The 19,910-nt window shown below is 71.6% G+C and carries 20 protein-coding genes; 14 read left to right on the top strand and 6 right to left on the bottom strand.

The features are described 5' to 3' along the window. Nucleotides 1-19: 19 nt before the first annotated feature. The 5 genes from LNK82_RS47485 to LNK82_RS00715 are packed head-to-tail and all read left to right on the top strand — an operon-like array spanning nucleotide 20 to nucleotide 5,831. Nucleotides 20-1,345, top strand: a complete 1,326-nt coding sequence (locus LNK82_RS47485; RefSeq protein ID WP_230564909.1) for an enoyl-CoA hydratase/isomerase family protein — start codon at nucleotides 20-22, stop codon at nucleotides 1,343-1,345. Next, nucleotides 1,342-2,859, top strand: coding sequence for an AMP-binding protein (locus LNK82_RS00730; RefSeq protein ID WP_230564908.1), 1,518 nt, complete (start codon nucleotides 1,342-1,344; stop codon nucleotides 2,857-2,859). The genes LNK82_RS47485 and LNK82_RS00730 overlap by 4 nt, the downstream gene beginning before the upstream one ends. Then, entirely contained in the window at nucleotides 2,856-4,055 is a 1,200-nt protein-coding gene (locus LNK82_RS00725) for an ATP-grasp domain-containing protein (RefSeq protein WP_230564907.1), read from the top strand. Before LNK82_RS00730 ends, LNK82_RS00725 begins: the two co-directional genes overlap by 4 nt. Further along, a complete protein-coding gene (locus LNK82_RS00720; protein ID WP_230564906.1) occupies nucleotides 4,042-4,710 on the top strand; it encodes an HAD family hydrolase in 669 nt (222 codons plus the stop codon). The genes LNK82_RS00725 and LNK82_RS00720 overlap by 14 nt, the downstream gene beginning before the upstream one ends. Further along, nucleotides 4,707-5,831 (top strand): hypothetical protein, encoded by a 1,125-nt coding sequence (locus LNK82_RS00715; protein ID WP_230564905.1) that lies wholly within the window; start codon nucleotides 4,707-4,709, stop codon nucleotides 5,829-5,831. The genes LNK82_RS00720 and LNK82_RS00715 overlap by 4 nt, the downstream gene beginning before the upstream one ends. A gap of 494 nt (nucleotides 5,832-6,325) precedes the next feature. On the opposite strand, the gene LNK82_RS00710 is transcribed toward LNK82_RS00715, so the two are convergent. The 4 genes from LNK82_RS00710 to LNK82_RS00695 form a co-directional block, all read right to left on the bottom strand. Further along, on the bottom strand, nucleotides 6,326-7,111 hold the full coding sequence (locus LNK82_RS00710) for a hypothetical protein (protein WP_230564904.1): 786 nt from the start codon (nucleotides 7,109-7,111) through the stop codon (nucleotides 6,326-6,328). Nucleotides 7,112-7,210: 99 nt separating this feature from the next. Continuing rightward, nucleotides 7,211-7,852 (bottom strand): response regulator, encoded by a 642-nt coding sequence (locus LNK82_RS00705; protein WP_230564903.1) that lies wholly within the window; start codon nucleotides 7,850-7,852, stop codon nucleotides 7,211-7,213. Continuing rightward, complete coding sequence (locus tag LNK82_RS00700; protein ID WP_230564902.1) at nucleotides 7,843-9,573, bottom strand: histidine kinase; 1,731 nt, start codon at nucleotides 9,571-9,573, stop codon at nucleotides 7,843-7,845. Before LNK82_RS00700 ends, LNK82_RS00705 begins: the two co-directional genes overlap by 10 nt. Next, nucleotides 9,573-9,950, bottom strand: coding sequence for a response regulator (locus LNK82_RS00695; RefSeq protein WP_230564901.1), 378 nt, complete (start codon nucleotides 9,948-9,950; stop codon nucleotides 9,573-9,575). The genes LNK82_RS00700 and LNK82_RS00695 overlap by 1 nt, the downstream gene beginning before the upstream one ends. 241 nt (nucleotides 9,951-10,191) lie before the next feature. Here LNK82_RS00695 and LNK82_RS00690 point away from each other — a divergent pair, with 241 nt between their 5' ends. Continuing rightward, the gene (locus LNK82_RS00690; RefSeq protein WP_230564900.1) at nucleotides 10,192-10,692 is read left to right on the top strand and encodes a hypothetical protein; all 501 of its coding nucleotides are present in this window, start codon (nucleotides 10,192-10,194) and stop codon (nucleotides 10,690-10,692) included. Between the two features lie 80 nt (nucleotides 10,693-10,772). Continuing rightward, the gene (locus LNK82_RS00685) at nucleotides 10,773-12,068 is read left to right on the top strand and encodes a lactonase family protein (protein ID WP_230564899.1); all 1,296 of its coding nucleotides are present in this window, start codon (nucleotides 10,773-10,775) and stop codon (nucleotides 12,066-12,068) included. Nucleotides 12,069-12,145: 77 nt separating this feature from the next. On the opposite strand, the gene LNK82_RS00680 is transcribed toward LNK82_RS00685, so the two are convergent. Further along, entirely contained in the window at nucleotides 12,146-12,304 is a 159-nt protein-coding gene (locus LNK82_RS00680) for a hypothetical protein (RefSeq protein WP_230564898.1), read from the bottom strand. A gap of 11 nt (nucleotides 12,305-12,315) precedes the next feature. Between LNK82_RS00680 and LNK82_RS00675 the strand changes: the two genes are divergently transcribed. Beyond that, the gene (locus LNK82_RS00675; protein WP_230564897.1) at nucleotides 12,316-13,059 is read left to right on the top strand and encodes a methyltransferase; all 744 of its coding nucleotides are present in this window, start codon (nucleotides 12,316-12,318) and stop codon (nucleotides 13,057-13,059) included. Nucleotides 13,060-13,303: 244 nt separating this feature from the next. After that, nucleotides 13,304-14,557 carry an SGNH/GDSL hydrolase family protein gene (locus tag LNK82_RS00670; RefSeq protein ID WP_230564896.1) on the top strand — a complete coding sequence of 418 codons (1,254 nt, stop codon included), beginning with the start codon at nucleotides 13,304-13,306 and terminating at the stop codon, nucleotides 14,555-14,557. Between the two features lie 259 nt (nucleotides 14,558-14,816). Here LNK82_RS00670 and LNK82_RS00665 read toward each other — a convergent pair whose 3' ends face one another. Then, nucleotides 14,817-15,308 carry a cellulose binding domain-containing protein gene (locus LNK82_RS00665; RefSeq protein WP_230564895.1) on the bottom strand — a complete coding sequence of 164 codons (492 nt, stop codon included), beginning with the start codon at nucleotides 15,306-15,308 and terminating at the stop codon, nucleotides 14,817-14,819. A 421-nt stretch (nucleotides 15,309-15,729) separates the two neighbouring features. Between LNK82_RS00665 and LNK82_RS00660 the strand changes: the two genes are divergently transcribed. The 5 genes from LNK82_RS00660 to LNK82_RS00640 all read left to right on the top strand — a co-directional run bounded on the left by LNK82_RS00660 (nucleotide 15,730) and on the right by LNK82_RS00640 (nucleotide 19,811). After that, nucleotides 15,730-16,863, top strand: coding sequence for a hypothetical protein (locus LNK82_RS00660; RefSeq protein WP_230564894.1), 1,134 nt, complete (start codon nucleotides 15,730-15,732; stop codon nucleotides 16,861-16,863). 262 nt (nucleotides 16,864-17,125) lie between these two features. Further along, nucleotides 17,126-17,287, top strand: coding sequence for a hypothetical protein (locus LNK82_RS00655; protein ID WP_230564893.1), 162 nt, complete (start codon nucleotides 17,126-17,128; stop codon nucleotides 17,285-17,287). After that, a complete protein-coding gene (locus LNK82_RS00650; protein WP_230564892.1) occupies nucleotides 17,284-18,063 on the top strand; it encodes a hypothetical protein in 780 nt (259 codons plus the stop codon). Before LNK82_RS00655 ends, LNK82_RS00650 begins: the two co-directional genes overlap by 4 nt. An 8-nt stretch (nucleotides 18,064-18,071) precedes the next feature. Beyond that, on the top strand, nucleotides 18,072-18,443 hold the full coding sequence (locus LNK82_RS00645; RefSeq protein WP_230564891.1) for an amidohydrolase family protein: 372 nt from the start codon (nucleotides 18,072-18,074) through the stop codon (nucleotides 18,441-18,443). Nucleotides 18,444-18,671: 228 nt separating this feature from the next. Next, nucleotides 18,672-19,811: a DUF418 domain-containing protein gene (locus LNK82_RS00640; protein WP_230565129.1), complete on the top strand. Its 1,140-nt coding sequence runs from the start codon at nucleotides 18,672-18,674 to the stop codon at nucleotides 19,809-19,811. Nucleotides 19,812-19,910: the final 99 nt, after the last annotated feature.

Here is a 19,910-nt window from a genome sequence, read left to right as displayed (position 1 = left end):
GCACTTGGGGGATCCGACAGTGGGAATCGACGACACGCCGGCGCTCGGTCGTGGCTTCGAAGAGGACAGCGGCGCCGTGACGGCGTTCCTGTCCCGGGTCGAGGACGAGCTGGCCGCGTTGCCGCCCAAGGCGGAACGCGACCCGGACCAGCGGCGCGCGGCCGACACCGTGACCGACGCCGCGCGCCTGGTGCGTCGCAGGTTCGTCGAGCGGCACGCCGGGCGGGTGCACGCCGAGCTGACCGACGGCGGCCGGGCGCCGCTGGGCCTGCACGACCTGGTCGACCAGGCGACCGAGCTGTGGCCGGGCCTGGTGCCGACCAAGGCGCAGCGGGAACGCGAGCGCGTGCTCCCGCAGGCCGACAAGGAGGGCCGCGAGGTCGACCTCGGCATCTTCACCTGGGGTCTGCTGCGCGACGCGACGGCGGGTGAGCACCTGGTCGAGTCCATGCGCAGGCCCACCCCGCAGGCGATGGTGGCGCTGCCCGCGTTCCGCGCGACCGGGTTCGCCGACCTCGGCGTGGTCACCGTGCGGCGGGTCGACGGCGTGTCCGAGGTGACGCTGCTGAACCTGCCGTTCCTCAACGCCGAGGACGACATCGTGGTGGCCGCGCTGGAGGTCGCGGTCGACCTCGTGCTGCTGGACGACGCGACCGAGGTCGGCGTGCTGCGCGGCGGCGCGATGACGCACCCGCGGTACGCCGGGCGGCGCGTGTTCGGCGCCGGCATCAACCTGACCCGGCTCTACCAGGGCGAGATCTCGCTGCTGGACTTCTTCCTGAGCCGGGAACTGGGCTACATCAACAAGATCGTGCGCGGGCTGGTCACCGACCGGGACGGCTGGCTGCCGGAGCCGGTGGAGAAGCCGTGGATCGCCGTGGTGGACACGTTCGCGATCGGCGGCGGCGCGCAGTTGCTGCTGGTGTTCGACCACGTGGTGGCCGAACGCGGCTCGTACTTCACGCTGCCCGCGCTGCGCGAGGGCATCATCCCGGGCGCGGCCAACCTGCGGCTGCCCGGTGCGGCCGGCCCACGCCTCGCCCGGCAGATGATCTTCCGCGACCGGCGGGTGGACGCGGGGACGCAGGAGGGCTGGTCGTTGTGCGACGAGGTCGTGGACACCGACGAGCTGGCCGGCCGGACCACGGCGGCCGCCGTCGCGCTGGCCGATCCCGCCGTGCTGGCGAACCGGCGGATGCTCCGCCGCGTCGAGGAGCCGGAGTCCCGGTTCCGCGAGTACATGGCCTGGTACGCCCTGGAGCAGGCACGGCTGCTGCACAGCCCCGACCTGGTCGCGAACCTGGAACGCACGTGGATCACCCGGCACGGGGGAGGGAAGCGGTGAGCGAGGTCCTGTACCAGTGGTTCGACGCGGCGGCACGGGAGTTCCCCGACCGGACCGCGTTGGTGATCGGCGAGGAGGAGCAGACCTACGCCGGGCTGGAGGAGCGCGCGCTCGCCCTGGCCGCCGCGATCACCGCGCTGCCCGGACCGACACCGACCCGGATCGCCCTCGTCACGTCGAAGACGTTCGGGGCCTACGCGGGCTGGCTGGCGATTCAGCGCGTCGGCGCCGGCGTGCTGCCGCTCAACCCGCGGTACCCCCGCGACCGCAACCTGGACATCGCGCAACGGGCCGGCATCAAGGTCGCGCTGGTGGAGCCGGGAGTCGACCTGTTCTCCGCGCTGCCCAAGCGGTTCCGGCCCGCCGTCATCCCGCTGGACGCGGTCGGCGACGGCGAGCTGCCCGACATCCCCGCCGACCCCGAGGCCGAGGCGTACGTGCTGTTCACGTCCGGCTCGACCGGGCAGCCCAAGGGCGTGCCGATCCTGCAACGCGGCATCGCGCCGTACATCGGCTACAACATCGAGCGCTACGACGTGGACGCGGACTCACGGCTGACGCAGGTGTTCGGGTTGACGTTCGACGCCTCCACCTTCGACATGTTCGTCGCCTGGGGCGCGGGCGCGACGCTCGTGGTGCCCGACCAGGAGGACTTGTACCGGCCGGTGGACTTCATCGTCCGCAACCGGCTCACGCACTGGTTCTCCGTGCCGTCGGTGATCCGGGTGGCCGAGCAGGTGGGCAACCTCCCGCGCGGCCGGGTGGACACGCTGAGGCACAGCCTGTTCGGCGCGGAGCCGGTCACCGTGCAGGACGCGGAGATGTGGCACGAGGTCGCGCCGGACAGCGCGTTCCACAACCTCTACGGGCCGACCGAGTGCACGATCACCTGCACCGAGTACCGGGTGCCGTTCGGCGACCGCGAGGCCTGGGCCGGCGGCGCGACCGTCCCGATCGGGCGGATGTACCCGAGCACGGAAGGCGTCATCCTGGGTGACGACGGCCTGCCCGCCGAAGATGGCGAGCTGTGCCTGCGCGGGCCGCAGCGGTTCGACGGCTACCTGGACCCGCGCGAGAACGTCGGCCGCTTCGTGCGCTACGAGGAAGGCGCGCCCGCGGTCGTCTACGACGGCAGCACGCCGTTGACCCGCGAGCACTGGTACCGGACCGGCGACCGGATCCGCCGCGAGGGCCGCGACATGGTGCACCGGGGCCGGCTCGACCACCAGGTCAAGATCATGGGCCACCGGGTGGAGCTGGGCGAGGTCGAGGCCGCGCTGTTCCGGCACCCGGACGTCGTGTCGGCCGGCGTGGTCGCGGTGACCGTGGCCGGCGAGACCCGGCTGTGGGCGGGCTACACCGGCCGTCCCGTGCCCGGACCCGACCTGGACCGGTGGCTGCGCGGCCAGGTGCCGCTGCACATGGTGCCCGAACGGGTCCGCCACCTGGACGTCCTGCCGCTCAACGACAACGGCAAGACCGACCGGTCCAAGCTCGCGGAGGTGCTGCGGTGAAGCTCGTCGTGGTCTACGACACCGGCAGCCTGGCGCCGTCCCGGATCGCCGAGGCCGCCGGGGAGATCGACTGCGAGCTGGTGTTCGCGGTCGCCGACTCCGACCACGGCCGGGACATGCGGCCGATGCTGGAGCTGCTCGGCTCGGTGGTGCCCGCCGACGCGGTCACCGAGCTGAAGGCGCACCGGCCGGACGGGATCGTCACGTTCAGCGAGCAGCAGCTCGTGCCGACGGTCGGGTTGGCGCAGGCGTTGGACCTGCCCTACCACTCGGCCGCCGACATCGAGGCCATCACCCGCAAGGACCGGCAGCGCGCCAGGTTCGCCGAGGCCGGCCTGGACGCGATCCGGTTCCGCACGCTGGCCTCCGCCGACCAGGTCGACGAGGCGATCGGGCACGTCGGCCTGCCCGCGATCATCAAACCGGTGCTCGGCGCCGGCAGCCGCAACACCACCGTCGTGCGCACCCCGGACGCGTGCCGCGCGTGGGTGACCGAGGCGTTGCTGACCGAGGACTCCGTGCTGCTGGAGGAGTTCCTGGTCGGCCGGCCCACCGACGAGCCGTGGGGCGACTACATCGCGGTGGACTGCGTGGCCACCGGGGACCTGGTGCGGCCGGTGTTCGTGACGAGCAAGTTCTCGGTGGCCGAGCCGTTCCGGGAACGCGGGGGGTACGGGGGCCGGTCCGTCGTGCCGCCCGACGAGGTGCGCGCGATCGAGGAGCTGGCGTGCCGGGCGGTGCACGCGCTGGGCATCCGGCGCGGTGTCGCGGACGTGGAGATCAAGCTCACCCCGTCCGGGCCGCGGGTGATCGAGGTCAACGGCAGGCTCGGCGCGTGGGTGGACGACCTCGCGGTGCGCTCGTCCACCTCGGACCCGGCGGCGGTCGCGGTCCGGTCGGCGGTCGACGTGGCGTTCGACCTGGAGCCCCGCTACGACGGGCCGATCGCGTTCAACTACCTCGTCATCCCGCCGCTGTCGGCCAAGCGGGTGCGGTCGCTGCACGGCGTGGCCCGGCTGCGCCGGACCCGTGACGTGGACCGCGTGATGGTGCTGTCCACGCCCGGCACGTCGGTCGACTGGCGGCTGGGCACCCGCTCCCACGTGGCGTCGGTCTCCGGCCACGTGGACAGCCACGACCGGTTGGCGGAGGCGATCGCCACGATCGAGGAGGTGGACTGGGTTGGCTACGAGTGACCGCGCGTTCGACGTGGACCTGCTGATCCTTGACCTGGACGGCGTGCTGGTGGACACCCAGGACGCGGAGGACGGCGCGCTGGCCTACGTCGGCACGTTGATGGGCGTGCACCTGACGCCCGACCAGGCGTCGGCGCTGTTCTCCGGCAAGCGCGTCCAGGAGTGCCTGGACCTGTTGGCGGAGATGGCGCACCGCCCGCCGCCGCCCGACGCGGTGCGGATCGTGCGGGCCAAGTGCCAGGAGCTGATCGGGGGCACGCTGGAACCCGTGCCCGGGGTGGAGGACGCCCTGCGTCGGGTCGGCGTGGAGCTGTGCGTGGCGTCCAACAGCCCGCGCGAGATCATCGAGAAGCGGCTGGCCGACTGCGGCCTCCTGGGCCTCTTCGGCGATCGGCTCTACTCGGCCTACGAGGTCAACGCGTGGAAGCCGGACCCGGAGCTGTTCCGGTGGGCCGCGCGCGACCGGGGCGTGGCCGTCGACCGGTGCGTCGTGGTGGAGGACAGCCTGGTGGGGGTGGACGCCGCCCTGTCGGCCGGCATGCGGGTGCTGCAGTTCAACGTCGTTCCGGTGGAAGCGCCGCACCGGGCGGGGGTGCCGACGTTCTCGTCGATGCACGTCCTGCCCGAGCTGGTGCACGGGGGGAGTCCGTCATGAGCAAGGTGATGGTGCTGGGCGCCGGGGACCTCGGCCGCCGGGTGTTCCACGAGTTGGCGCACGGTCCGGCCGACCGGCACGTGCGGTTGGTCGGCCGGGACGAGGACGCGACCCTGCGGGCGGCGAACCTGACCCGGTTCAGCAGCCTGCAACGCGGCTTCGGCGCGTCGGTCGACTACGCCACCACGGACCTGCACGACGTCGAGCGCACCGCCGAGCGCATCGCCGCGTTCGACCCGGACGTGCTGTTCCTCGCGGCGAGCTTCCAGTCGTGGTGGGTGATCACGACGTTGCCAGGTGACGCGTTCAAGCGGCTGTACGCGGCCAACTACGGCCCCTGGCTGCCGATGCACCTCGTCCCGGTGCACAAGGCGATGCGGGCGGTGCGGCTGGCGGACAGCCGGGCGGTCGTGGTCAACGCCGCCTACCCGGACGCCGTGCACCCGGTGCTGAACGCGGTCGGCCTGTCACCCGACGTCGGCATCGGCAACGTGGCCAACAACGTGCCCGGCATCCGCGTCGCCGCGGCCGACCGGCTCGGTGTGCCGGTGCGCGAGGTCGACGTCCGACTCGTGGCGCACCACTACGTGTCGCACCGGCTGTCCCGCGCCGGTGACTCCGGACCGGCCCGGATGGGCCTGGCGATCGCGCACGACGGCGTGGACGTGACCGATCGCCTGGACGTCGCGTCGCTGCTCAAGAGCCTCCCGCTGGAGTACCGCCGCACCGGCGGGATGCCCGGCCAGGCGATGACCGCCGCGTCCGGGCTGAGCCTGCTGGAACCGCTGGCGGATCGCAGGACCGCGCTCGTCCACGCGCCGGGACCGGGTGGTCTCACCGGCGGCTACCCCGTGGAAGTGGCGGACGGCCGCATCCGCACCGCGCTGCCGGACAGCATCCCGCCGGAGGAGGCCGCGGCGATCAACCTGAGCGGGCAGGTGCAGGACGGCATCACGTCCATCGAGCCGGACGGCACGGTCCACTTCGAGCCGTCCACGATGGCCGTGCTGACGGCGGAACTGGGCTACGAGTGCCATTCGATGCCGTTGGCCGAGGCGGAAGGCCGCGCGGTCGAGATCGCGGAGCGGTTCGAGGCGTACCGGAACCGCGTGCCGGGTTGAGCGACACCGTCGCGGGCGCGCGAGGGCTGCTGTTGATCGATCCAGTACGACTTCAGGACATACTCGCGACATGTCCCGCGCCGTGCTGTGGCCGGCAGGCGGCAAGCAGGTCGACCTGGGCCTGCCCGACAACTGCGCTCACGACCCGGCCGCACGGTCGCAGCCCGAGCCGCCGGATGCCGACCACCAGCGCTTGATCGCCGTCCTATCCCCGAACCCCGATCGACGCTGCTCGACGATCGACGCTGCTCGACACGCCACTGGACTACCTGTCCCCGATCGAGTGCGAAGCCGCGCACTCTCACGCCGCCCGGCGCTGGTCCGAAACCGAGGCCGGTTCTGAACCCGTGACGGTTCACCGACCTGCCAGGGACTTGTTAGGGCTCACCTCTTGTTCATCCGTTGATCCTCGAACCCCTGCCCCAGGGGCAAGGTCAAGCACGCTTTTCGGCCATCGCGATCCGGCCGTCCTCGATGGCGAGGCCGAGCAGCGGTCAGGCCTGCCACACCGTGTACGTGATGGCCAACGGGTCGTCCCCGGTGGGGACGGCGGTGACCTGGACGGCGACCACGTTGTCCTCGGCGGTGCGGGCGCAGATCCAGGCGCCCGGCGCCAGTTGCCCGATCGACACCTGGTCGTAGCTGCGTCGGCCCAGTTCGTCGGTGCACGCCGTGGCGTCGGGTTGGCCGGCGATCGGCGTGATCGGCAGCTCCCCACCGCCCGAGGTCCACAGCTCGCGGTACGGGCCGACGTACCACAGGTCGCTCGCCCCTGGTTCGACCTCGCCGATCCGGCCCGTCTCGACGTCGAGGTAGTCCTGGTCCCGCAGCGTCACGCTCTCGGTGCGGATGACGGACCCCGACGCGACGGTGGTGGTGGCGCTGGTCGTCGATGAAGTGGCGGCCACCGAACCGGACGAACGCGACGCGGTGGTGGAGGTCGCGGCCGTGGTCGTGGTCCCGGTGCGCTCGGCGGACGCGTCCACCCAGTACCCGTGCAGGGCGGCTCCCGCCATCCCCGCGCCGACCGCGACCACCATGGTCATCAGCGTCGCGCGGCGCCTGGTGGGTCGTCCGGCCACCAGTCCCAGGAACCCTGCCAGCACGGACAGCAGCCCGGTGACCAGCACACCCGTGTTGGCGCCCGTGGTCGCCAGTTGGGCCACCGCCGCCACGTCGGCGACCGAACCGACGCCCGCCAGCACCGTGGCACGGCCCGCGGCGGAGCCGGTCTGCTCCGGCTCGGCCCGCCCGGTGTCCGGCGTCTGGGTGTGCGACATCCCGGCTCCCTCCCCACGACCTCGGTCTCGCCCGGAATCGTGGCAGCGGGCCCACGGCCGCGCGTCCCGGATAACCGTGATTCCGCCGGCGCCCGGATGTCAGCGGCCGGCCAGGTGGTCCAGGTAGGTGAGCACGGCGAGGACCCGCCGGTTGTCCGCGTGGGTGTCGGGCAGGTCGAGCTTGGCGAGCACGCGCTGGACGTGCGTGCCGACCGTGTTGAGGGAGACGAAGAGGCGTTCGGCGATGCCCCGGTCGGTCAACCCCTGCGCCATCAGCGCGAGCACCTCGCGTTCACGGCCGGTGAGCGTGTCGAGCCGGGTGCCGAGCGCCTCGTGGACCACGGTCGGGTCGATCACGACTTCCTGGGCGAGGAGGCGGGCGAGCGTCGTCTCCAGTTGCGCGGCGTCGAGCAGGTGGTCCTTCAGGACGTAACCGCAGGCGCGGGTGCCGGTGAGTTCGAGCAGCGCGGTGGCGTAGGCCGGTTCGGCGTATTGGGACAGCAACAGCAGCGGCAGGCGGGGGTGCGCCCGGCGCAGCACGCGCGTCAGCTCCAGCCCTTCGTCGGTGAAGGTCGGCGGCATCCTGATGTCCGAGATGACGACGTCCGGTGCGGTGGCGCGGACCAGCTTCTCCACCCGGCCGGGTTCCTCGGCCACGACGACGGCGTGCCCGCGTGCGGACAGCAACCGGGCGAGACCTTCACGGATCAGCCACGAGTCGTCCACGAGGATCAGTCGCACGACAGCTCCACTCGCAGTCGGGTGCCCTTGGGCTCGACATCGCCCACGGACATCGTGCCGTCGAACGCGGCGGCCCGGTCCGCCAACCCTCGCAACCCGCTGCCGCGCCCGGGATCGGCCCCACCTACCCCGTCGTCGACGACGTCCACGCGCAGCACACGTCCGTGCAGCGCGAGCAGCACCTGCGCCTGCCGCGCCCGCGCGTGCTTGACCACGTTGGTCAACGCCTCGCTGACCACGAAGTAGGCCGCCGTCTCCACCGGTGGCGGCAGGCGTCCGGGCAGCGATTCGTCCACGGTCACCGGGATCGGCTGGCGGCGGGCGAGGGCGCGGACGGCGGCGGACAGCCCTTTCTCGGTCAGCGCGGCCGGGTGGATGCCGCGCGCCAGTTCGCGCAACCCGGCGATCGCGGCGGCCAGCTGCTGCTGGACTTCCTCCAACGCCTCGTCGACCGCCTTGTCGGTGGGGTGGAGCTGCTGCTGGAGCAGCCGCAGGGCGATGCCGACGGCCAGGATGTCCTGTTGGGCGCCGTCGTGCAGGTCGCGTTCCAGCCGCCGTCGTTCCGCCGCGGCGGCCTCGACGATGCGCCGCCGTGACGCCCGGACCTCGACGAGCTGCCGGCGCACGGTGGCGTGCAGGCGGGCGTTGTCGAGCGCGAGGCGGGTCGCGGCGGAGGCGGCCGCCAGCAGCCGTGGCTCGTCGTTCAACGCGGGGTCGTGCAGCACCAGGCCGATCGGCGGGTTGCCGCCGATCGGCAGCACCGCCTGGTCGCCGCCGATCCCGACCTCGTCGCCGTTCTCGTCCACGTACCGGTCGTCCTGCGGGAACGCGAGCCGCAGCGTCGGGTCACGCAACGCGGAGCGCAGCGCGGGTTGCAGCCCGCCGATGGGCGCGTGGTCGATCGCGCGCACGAAGTCCGCCACCGAGCCGTACCTCAGCCGTTCGCGCAGCAGGCCCAGCAGGAACGCGCCGGGCATGGTCAGGACGGCCAAATAGGGCAGCGCGTCCGACACCGCGCTGCCCGCCGGCTCCGCGTTCAGCGCGGCCAGCGCCGTCGTCACGACGAACAGCGCGATCATGACGAACCCGCAGACCAGCGGATAGGCGAGCGTGCGGCGCCTGCCGGGGCTGGCCTGCCTGATCTTGAGCCACATCAGCACGAGGTAGGTCACGGCGAAGGCCAGCCAGCCGGCGTTGAGCAGGGCGGACGAGCCTCCGCCGGCGAACCCCGCTTCCGGCGACGCCCCGGTCCACGGCCGTGACGTGAGGGTGCCGACGGTGTGCACGACGTCGATGACGGCGACCACCGCGCCGTAGCCGTAGAGGGCGGCGATGAACCGGCGCGGCAACGCGCGGTGCAGCCGACCTTCGGGGTAGGACAGCAACAGGTGCGCGAACACGACGATCTGGAACGGTTGCGCGGCCCGGGCCACGACGAGGTCGGCCGCGGCCCACGCGCGCGTCGTCTCGATCACGAAGCCCGCCGGGGCGTCGAGCAGCAGGATCAGGCCGAGCACCTGCATCAGCAGGCCGAACCGCCGATCCGGCCGGATCACGACCGCCAGCACGCCCACGCCGCCCCACACCAGTGGCGATCCGATCTCCCACGCGTACCGGGCGGCGGATTGCCTCCCGCCGGTCACGACGATCGCCACGTCCACGACGGCGACCACGACCGACGCCGTCGACAACGCCCAGGTCACGACGAACGGCCGGCGCATCAGCGCTCCCCGAGCAGGGCCACGAGCCCTTCGACGGTGAACTCGGCCTTGCCGAGGAACCCACGCACCAGCACCAGGTTCGAGAAGTCCCGGAGGTCCTCCCGCTGCCTGCTGGACACCAGCACCACCGCCGGCGCCGCCGATCCCGTCTCCAGCCGCCTGGCCACCTCGAACCCGTCGAAGTCCGGGAGCAGCACGTCGAGCAGCACCAGGTCCGGCACGCACGCCGCGGCGAGCGCGAGCGCCTCCCGTCCCGTCCCGGCCTCGCCCACGACGTCAAACCCACCGGACCGCAACAGCCGCGCGACCAGCCGCCGGTAGGAGACCTGGTCGTCGACCAAGAGCACGCGCCGCCGCATGCCCACACCATCCGCCATCGATGGACCGGACGCGAGACCCCGGGCCGAACATCACGGATCTCCACGACCTGCGCACGCCGGCAGGATGCCGCTACACCCGCCGTCGTGCCAACCGGGTGCGTCCAGGACCACCTCAATGGCCGTACCACGAACCCCGCCGGTGTCCCGGGTTTCCGTGACGCGCCAACACCCGCCGCCGGTCGAGACTGGCCCTGCCCATCGCGGACCCCGCCGCCGAGCCTGATCGGAGAACCCGACCATGTCCCGCATCGCGACTTTCGCCGCCGTCACGACGCTGACCGCCTCGCTGCTGACCGCCACAGCCTCCCCGGCCGGCGCCAACGGCGTCCGTTGCGCCACCGGCCAGCCACCGAACGAGACCCAGACCGTTTTCCTGACCAGGGACAACCTCTTCACCAACCAGGCGTTCTTCCCGGAGGGCATCTGGCAGGGCGACACGTTCCGCGTCTTCGCCGACGGACTGGTCAACGACGGTGGCTGGCCGTCGAGCACCAACTGGCCACCCGTCGGCAAGGCCGAGGCCGCCGACTCCAACTACCCGATGCCGGGCGCCAACAAGTACTCGCTGGTGGCGAAGCTCCGCGACTCGGCGGGCTACTTCTTCATCGGCAGCCAATCTTCCTGCACCACCAGCAACTTCACCGCCAGGCAGCACCTGCGGCTGACCATGAACGACCACAACCTCGGCGACAACAGCGGCAGCTGGCGCGTGACGGTCCAACTCTGGTGGGGGCCCTGACTCCGGCGCGCGTGCCGCCGAACACGATCCCGGGACGACAGGAGGGCGGACAAGTGAATCTGCGAAAGTCCACTATCGCGGTGACAGTCGTGATCATCACCGTGTTCTGGGGCCTGTCACCGGCACAGGCCTCGACAGGCGACCTGTGGTTCGTGCGAACGATCTCGCAAGGCGTGCCGGGCGCCGTGGAGCTGGGCGCCGTGGACAACCCGCTGCGGTGGGCGCAGGACACCGCAGCGTCCCCCGACGGCACGAGCGTTTACGTGGCCTCCGAAGGCGACGGTGGTTCCGGCAGCGACGTGGGTGCGCTGTCGCACTTCCACAGGGCCACCGACGGTGCTCTCACCTTCCGCGGCTGCCTCGGACGGCAACGCGGGTGCACGGGGGACGTCAGCCTGTACGGCTTGAGATCGATCGCCGTGCTCGACACCACCCTCTACGGCGCGACCCGCTACGCCGTCGTGGGCTACAGCCGTTCGTCCTCCGGTGCCCTGACCCACCAACCGTGCCTCTACCGGACCGCTCAAGGCCTGTGCACGGCCGCTCCCGCCACGCTGTTGAGCCCGGTCGCCGTCACCTCGGCACCGGGTGGTCGGGACGTCTACGTGGCGTCGACCGGTTCCGGCAAGGGCGTCCTCAACCACTTCCGGCGCAACAGTGCCGACGGCACGCTCCTCTTCAGCGGCTGCATCGGTGAGGGCACCGCGGGATGCACGTCGCTCGGCGCGGCGGGCGTCATGCCCTCGGCCTCCGAAGTCCTCGTCAGCCCGGACGGCGTCAGCGTGTACGTGGTGTCCGGCAACCCCGGCTCGATCACCCACTTCCGCCGCGACACGACCACCGGGTCGCTCACCTACGCCGGTTGCATCGCCAGGAAGGGCAACGGGCTTCCGACCGGGTGTCGTGATCCGCTGTCCGGTGGTCTGGCGGGCGCGGTTCGCGGCACCGTGACACCTGCCGGTGACGGCGTCTACGTCGTTGGGGGTGGTGCGACGACCCACCTGCGCCGGATGAGCAACGGTGACCTCGCGTTCGCCGGTTGCATCGGCACGGCCGACGGCTGCCGTCCGGCAGGCCCGGCGGGCGCCTTCACCGACGTCACCGCCTCGACGGACGGCACCAGCGTCTACGCCGGCGTCCAGGGCCCGAGCTGGTCGTGGGGAGCGGTGGTCCACTTCCGACGGGCGGGCAACGGGGACCTGACCTACGGGGGGTGCATCGGCGAAGCCAACCCCGCCTGGTGCGCCGACATCGGCCTGCGTGCCGTCATGAACCCGGTAACCACCGTGCTCGTCAGTGCCGACTCACGCTCGGTCTACGCCACCTCCGGCTACTTCAACGGGGCAGTGACCCAACTCGGCCGCGCCCTGACGTGAATCCCGAGCCTGCGCCGGCTCGTGCGACTCCGCGCGCTGCGCGCAAGCCACCCCATCACTCCTGCCACCAACCCGATCTACCGGCTGGCGCCCGCGCCCGCCTGCGCGTCGAGTTCGCCCAAGCTCTCGGACGAATCACCGGCTACCCAGCCGATCGCCGCGAACTGGCCGGACATGTCGAGCCGGCGCCGTCTGACGAACGGCCAAATCAATACCCCCGCATCGAGCGTCTGCATAAGGTGCCGACATGGCCGAAACCGACCCAACAGCCAAGCGCCCAGCCGCCGGCTACACCCCAATGGTCACCGAGGAACACGCCGAGCGCATCCGTCGATGGCATGAGAACGCCTACAACAACGGGAAGGCGGAAGCCGGCCCAGGTCGAACAGTCACCTACTTGGGCCGGACCTTGGTCATCCCGCCTGAGGTCATGCCCATCACGGGCGTGTCCCACCTCCTCGGCGAGGCCGTCCTGGCCGAGGTCCGCGAGAGCGACCGCGTGCTGGACATGGGGACCGGAAGCGGCGTCAACGCCATCCTGGCGGCCTCGCACGCCGCAGACGTCCTGGCGGTCGACATCAACCCTGGCGCTGTGGCGGCAGCCCGGCGAAACGCCGAGCGCAACGGCGTCGCGGATCGGGTCGAGGTCCGTCACAGCGACGTGTTCAGCGATGTCGACGGCGAATTCGACCTGATCGTCTTCGACCCCCCATTCCGGTGGTTCGCCCCTCGGGACCTGTTCGAGGCCGCCATGACCGACGAGAACTACCGCGCGATGACCGAGTTCTTCCGCGCCGCGAAACGCCACCTCACACCGACCGGCAGGATGCTGATCTTCTTCGGCACCTCCGGCGACCTGCCCTACCTGGAGCACCTGGCCGATCAGCAAGGCTTCAGGACAGAGGTCATCGCCCAGGAGGGCTTGGAGAAGGACGGCTGGAGGGTCGACTACTTCACGTTCCGCCTGACCCAGGACTTCCGGCCAACGTGACCTCCGGAGCACTTCGACCACGAGGCGGCCCTCGCCTTCCTGGCGCTTCAGCTCGCGGTCGAGCCGTCAATCGTCTCTACGGGAACTCAGTCTTCCTCGGCAGGTCCCGCCCTCGGTTCCGCGGGTAGCGGGTCCGGGTGATGACGCCCGTCAACGCCCTCCCGAAGAACGCCTTCGGTCTTGACCGCAGCCATGCCACGTGAACAGATTTCACGTCAGTTCGGCCGTCAACGAGGAGGTCGTGATGCCCCTGCTTCGACACCCGGTGCTACCGGCGGTGCTCGCCGTCGTGCTCACCTGGTCCGCCGCCACCGCGCAAGCGGCGCCGACCGCGACCGCGCTGCCCACCGCCGCCATCGCGCTCGGCGACAGCTTCGTCAGCGGCGAGGGCGCGGGTGCCTACCAGCCGGTGACCGACGTCAACGGGGTGCCCCAGTCCTTCCCCGGCTGGTCCGCGCCCAACGACAACGCCTTCTTCTGCCACCGGTCCGCCAACGCCTCCCTGCACCGGGCCGACCTGCCCGGCATCCAGGCCCGGTTCAACCTGGCCTGCTCGGGCGGCCAACCCCACGACATCGCCAGCCCTTCGGGCAGCCGGACGAAGGGGCGGGCCGTCGCCTCCCAGCTCGACCAGTTGCGCTCGGTGGCGGGCACCCACGACATCGACCTGGTGCTGGTCGGCCTTGGCTCGAACAACAGCTCGTTCACCTTCGGCGACGTGGCCACGCTGTGCGCGAACCGCTTCATCGCCGACGCCTGGACCGGCTGGTGGGAGTTCTGGGCCTACCTGGGCGGCCCCGTGCCGCAGGAGCCGTGCGCGGTGTCCGACCTGGCCACCGAGGCCGAGATCGCGGCGGCCACCGCCGAGACCACCGCGGCCCTGCGGCAGCTGCTCACCACCCTGGCCCAGGTCGACGCCGACGGCCGGCACCGGGTGGTCCTCCAGGACTACACCAACCCGCTGCCCTTGGACCTCGTCGCCGAGTACCACGACGAGGACGGCCGCACCGACACCCGGGACAAGTTCCGCGACCTCGGTGCCGAGCGCTACGCCGCGGGCTGCCCGGTGCACCGCGCCAGCCTCTCCCCGGGCCACGTGTTCTCGTCCCGGCTGGGCACCGTGGTGCAGGGCGCGCACGCCGCGCTGTCCGCCGAGTTCCCCAGCGCCGACCTGGTCCTGCTCAACGTGCAGCGAGCCTTCGACGGTGCGCGGCTGTGCGAGCGGGGCGGTAGCCCGGCGAACGCCCTGGCCACCCCCATCCGGCTCCAGGACGGCCCGAGCGGCACCTTCGTCACCAGCCTGGCCGGCAAGGACAAGATCGATGTGCAGCGCATCGCCAACACCTGCGTGACGCACTTCCAGACGTGCCAGGAGTCGTGGCACCCGAACGCCTCCGGCCACGCGGTGCTGGGCCGCTGCCTCACCGGTGCCGCCACCACGACGGCCCGGGGCGTCGCCTGCGTCCGGTCGGCGGACGGCACGATCACGGTCGGCTGACCCGGTGCGGCCCGGGGGCCCCGGGCCGCACCGTAGGGCTATCAGGCCACCGCGTGGAACGTGACGGTGAAGCCGGTGCACTGCACAGGCCTCGAGGCAGTGGGACGACATGGAGTTGCGCTAGGCGGTCCTCGCGTCCCGCTTGGGGTTGGCGCACAGCATCGGCCTGCCGTCGGACCAGTGGGTCAGGTCCTCCGGAGGGCAGTGGGGCAGGAGTTCTCCGGGCAGCGTGCCGGCCGGCGTGTCCGCGCCCCGCTCGTCAGGACGCGAGGCAGCTGACCATCGGGTTGTGCGGGTGCGGGCTGCCGGACACGGTGAAGCCGATGGTCGCGGTGGCCTGCGGCGCGAGCGCGCCGTTCCAGTGGGCGTTGCGCACGTTCGCCGTCCGGCCGAGGTCGTAGGCGACGCCGCCCCAGAGGTTGGTGACCTCCTGCTCGGGCGCGAGCGTCCACTGCACGTTCCAGGTGGTGATCGGCGAGCCGGCCGTGACGACGACCTCGCCGAGCAGCCCGCCCGGCCAGGTGCCGACCAGGCGGTAGACGGCGGTGCACCGACCGGTCGGTGTCGGCGTGGTGGTGCTGGAGGGCGGGTAGTCCGTCGGGTGGGTGTTCGAAGAGGTGTTCGTCGGGGAGGGTTGCGCCGTGGCTCCGGACTGGCTGGCGACGACGAGTAAGCCGGCGAGAGCCGCCAGCAGGGTCAGCACGAGGCCGACCGCTGTCGACCCGCGTCTCGGACGAGCGGAGGTGTTCATGTCGGGAGGTCCTTCCTCCGGTGGCGGATGCGGGCGGCACATCCGAGGCGACTGCGGACCCGCTCAGGATCAGGTGAAGGTTCGACGTCGTCAACGGGCGGGCACGCCGAAGCCCGACGCCCTCGACCGGCTGCGCGGTCCGTGACCTGCCGGTCGCGCTCATGCCGCAACCGGCCCGTGGGCCGATTGCGTTCGGTTGCGGCTTCGGTCAGCCGTCCACGCCGCGGAAAGTGGTCTCCTGGCAATCGAATCCGCTGTAGTCCTCGGGACCGTCGGCGGAGCAAATCCGCATCATGGACCTCCGTGCGGCGCAACGGTTTCGTGGACCGTTGCGCTGTCCGGCCGTCACCGTCGCGGGCGCGCGAGGGCTACCGTTGATCGATCCAGTACGACTTCAGGACATACTCGCAACGGAGCGATCATGCCCGACTTACGCGCGTCGCTGGCCGTGTTGGCGCTCGCGACAGCCCTGCCACTGGCCACCACTCCCGCGGCGGTCGCGTCCGCCACGCACGTCATCGCCGAACTGCCGGGCGTCGCGGGGCTGCCCGGCACCCTCAGCTACTACCCGACCGGGGTCAACGACCTCGGCCAGGTCGTCGGCAGCGCGCAGGGCGACGCGCCGACGCGCGCGGTCCTGTGGTCGCCGCGCGGTGGTGCGACCGACCTCGGTCCCGGTCTGGCCGGCGCGATCAACCAGGGCGGCCAGGTGCTCGGGTTGACCTCCGACGGCGTGCCGGACACGCAGAGGCCGTGGGTCTGGTTCGGGGGTCAGCGGCGGGCCATCTCGCCGCCCGGAGCAGCGTGGGCCCTGGCGCAGGTGATCAACGACGACGGCAGCGTGCCGATGTCCTACGCCACGTCGGCCCGGGGCGAGCAACACGCCACCGTGTGGGACGGGGAGCGGCACCTGGAGCTGCCGGTGGCCGGTGATCACGTGTCGACGTACGCGATCAACAACGCCGGTGTCGTCGCGGCGAGCTACGCCTCCGCCTCCTTCCAGGAGTTCGCCGCGCTCCGCTGCACCGACGGCGTGTGCACCAAGCTGGCGCCCGGTCCGGGCTACGGCACGTACGACCCGGAGGCGATCAACGAGGCCGGTGTGATCGTCGCCAACCGGGGCATGGTGTCGCTGCGCTGGGACGGCGAGGAGCTGACCGTCCTGTCGGAGAGCGGGCGGCTCGCCCACGGCGAGCAGTCCCTCAACGAGCGCGGCGACGCGGTCGGCTGGGTCCTGGAGAACGGCATGTCCCGCGCCGTGCTGTGGCCGGCCGGCGGCAAGCAGGTCGACCTGGGCCTGCCCGGCAACTCCGTGGCGACCGCGATCAACGATCGCGGCGACGTCATCGGGCACGCCTCGTCGCCGGACTACTCGTCGACCCGCGTGTTCCTCTGGCGCGACGGGCAGCTCACCTACCTCGACTCGCTGGGCGGTGCTTACAGCACGCCGGTCGCGATCAACAACCACGGCGTCGTGGTCGGTCGCAGCACCACCGCCGACGGCACCTGGAAGGGCGTCCGCTGGACCCCGGTCGCCACGACCCTGTCCCGCTGACATCTGCCGGCCGCCCCGGGCACTCGTGGCCCGGGGCGGGCTCGACCACGTGGTCGGCGTCGGCCTCCCGGAATCACAACCTGCCGACTCACCCAACCCCGATAGCTCGGAAACAGCTACTGACAACGGAACTCCTGGCCGAGCGGCGCTTCCGTAACGTCCGACCTACCAGGAGTTCCTTCGTCTGCGCACAGAACGCAGTGATGATCTCCGCCGCGTGACACTTCCCGTTGGACATCCCGTGGTCGATTGCGTCACCGCTGTGACGGGGATTCCCTGGACGCGCAGCGTGTCCGGCTGTCACGGCATCGTCGGCGCGGTTCCGGCCGTGGCGGCGGAGTTCGGGGTGGAGCGTTACCTGGACTCGGTGCGCGACGACCCGGCGCGGCTGGACGCGTTCCCGCGCGAGCTGCCCAAGGGGTGACCACCGAGACGCTCATCGACCTCGGTGCCCGCGCCGGGATGTGCGCCGACGTGGAGGACCACGTCGCGGTGGACGGTCCGTGCGATCCGGGGGAGGGCCCGGTGGCGGACGCGGTGACCGATCCGGAGTTCCGGGCCGAGGTGATCGCCGCGTGGTCCATGGAGGGCTTCACACCCACGACCGTGCACCGGCCGGAGATGCTGGCCGACGTGGTGGACAAGGCGGGGCGGCAGAACGAGTCGTGCATGGAGACCATCACCACCCGCCAGGGCGGCGCGGTGGCCGAGCTCGCCAAGCGGGTGACGTTCAGCGAGGACTTCGCCGCGATGCACCGGCAAGTGCTCGCCGAAGGCGTGCTGTCGCGCATCCTCACCGAGGCCCGCGCGGACACCGACCGCGACGAGGCCGACAACCGCGAACTGCTCGGCTGCGACACCCCGGACGCCTCACCGGGCTGCGACCTGACGTTGCGCTACCTCCACCAGGTCGGCCGCAACAACGAACCCAACGTGGTTCACCGACATGGTCTACGGCTTCGAGTTGGCCGAGGCAGACAACCGCAACTACCGGCTGCACATGCGGATGCTGGACTACCTGTGCGGCACCTGCCCCAAGGCCCACATCACGCTGCACGCCGGAGAACTGATCCCCGAACTGGTTCAGGCACAACCGGAAGAGCTGACCTACCACATCCGCGAAGCCGTGATGGTCGGTCACGCCGAGCGAATCGGCCACGGCGTCGCCATCGCGGCACGAGCAGGACCGGCCGCAGCTGATGCGTGTCATGCGCGAGCGGCACGTCATGGTGGAAAGCCCGCTGACCAGCAACGAACAGATCCTCCAGGTGTCCGGCCCGGAACACCCCTTCCCGACCTACCGGACCTTCGACGTGCCGATCACCCTGGCCACCGACGACGAGGGCATCTCCCGCACCGACCTCACCCGCGAGTACACCCGCGCCACCACCGACTACCGCCTGTCCTACCGCGACTTTGAAAACCCTCGCCCGCACCTCCCTGGACCACGCCTTCCTCGACGGCAATCCCAAAGCCGCCCCCCAGTGGAACCACGAGGCCGCCTTCGCCGACTTCGAACGCCGGTACAGCTGAACGCGATCACCAGGCCTCCTCGCCACATCGGGAGCGGGTGGCAGTGAGGTGCGCGGCAGTATCCCGATCCATGCCCGCGGCGTCATTCGGGGGTGAAGTTCCGCCGACCGGCGGGGGTGGCACCGAAACCTGACGGATCGCTCACAGCCCGACCGTGCCGCGACAGTGGCAGCGTGAATCTGATGCGACCGCAACAGGACATCTCGGCTGCGCCCGAGACGTCGACTCCCCGGTCCGGGACGGCGGCAGTGCACGCTTCCACGGTTGGGCGCTTGGTGGGAGTCGATCTGGCTCGCGCGTTGGCCGTGTTCGGGATGTACGTCGTGCACCTCGGCCCGTCGGCGACCGCCGCGGAGGGTGTCGGCGCCTGGGTGCGGGGCCTGGCGGAAGGGCGCTCGTCGGCCCTGTTCGCCACCCTCGCCGGGTTCTCGTTGATGCTGATCGCCGGCCGCCTCGAACCGAAGACCGGTGTGGCGGGCCGGCAGGCGAAGGCCCGGATCGCGATCCGGGCCGCGATCCTGCTGGCGCTGGGTACGGTGATGGCGGTGGTGTACGGGGGCGTGGTGATCCTCGCCTTCTACGGCCTCTACTTCCTGTTGGCCCTGCCGCTGGTACGGCTGCGTGCTCGCACGCTCGCGGTCGTCGCGGGCGTGCTCGCGGTCACCATGCCGCCGTTGGCGTTCCTCTTGCGGTCGCTGCTCACCGAGCCGGTCACCGCCGCGCTCAAGGCCTACGACCCGCTCGACCGCCTCGGCGGCGTGGGACTGCTGGACCTCCTGCTCACCGGCTTCTACCCGGCGATCACCTGGATGGCCTTCGTCGTGGCCGGCATGGCGCTGGGCCGCCTGGACCTGGCTTCCGGCACCGTGCGGCGGCGGCTGGCCGTGGTCGGTCCCGCGCTCGTCGTGCTCGCCTACGGCACCGCCTGGCTCTTGTCCCGGTTGGTCGACGGCGTCCGGGCGGTCACGGAGGTGCAGGCCGGCTCGGCGCACGACCCGGGGCCGAAGTCCTTCGGCGACATGGCGCCACCCGACGAGATCGGGTCGGCTTGGGCGCTGGTGACGGCGGGGCCGCACAGCGGGATGACATTGGATGTCGTCGGCTGCGTGGGAGTCGCGATCACGGTGGTCGTGTGCGCGACGGTGGCGGTCGACCGCGTGCGGTGGCTGCGGCGCCTGGCCGCACCGGTCATCGCCGTGGGCACCATGTCCCTGACCGCCTACGTCGGCCATTTCGTGGTGTCCTCCCTGGTGGCGGTGCCCGCCGGGACCGAGACCCAGGACTCCTGGCTGCCGGTGCTCCTGTTCGTCCTCGGGGCCGCGGTCTTCGCCTGGACCTGGTCCCGCTTCTTCCGCCGCGGACCGCTGGAGCAGCTGCTCCACCTCGCCACCACGCCGGCGCGGCACATCCGGTGAGACCCGGCGCACCCGCCGACCGGCCGGCCCCGGCCCGCCAATCGGCGGGGACGACCTGCCGGTTCCCCGGATGGCGGGCCGGAGCCGGGCTCCGTGACA

It is taken from the genome of Saccharothrix luteola (assembly GCF_020859565.1).
In the GTDB taxonomy this organism is placed as follows: domain Bacteria; phylum Actinomycetota; class Actinomycetes; order Mycobacteriales; family Pseudonocardiaceae; genus Actinosynnema; species Actinosynnema luteola.
The sequence above is the reverse complement of the archived record's forward strand: the minus strand, read 5'-3'. Positions and strand labels throughout refer to the sequence as shown.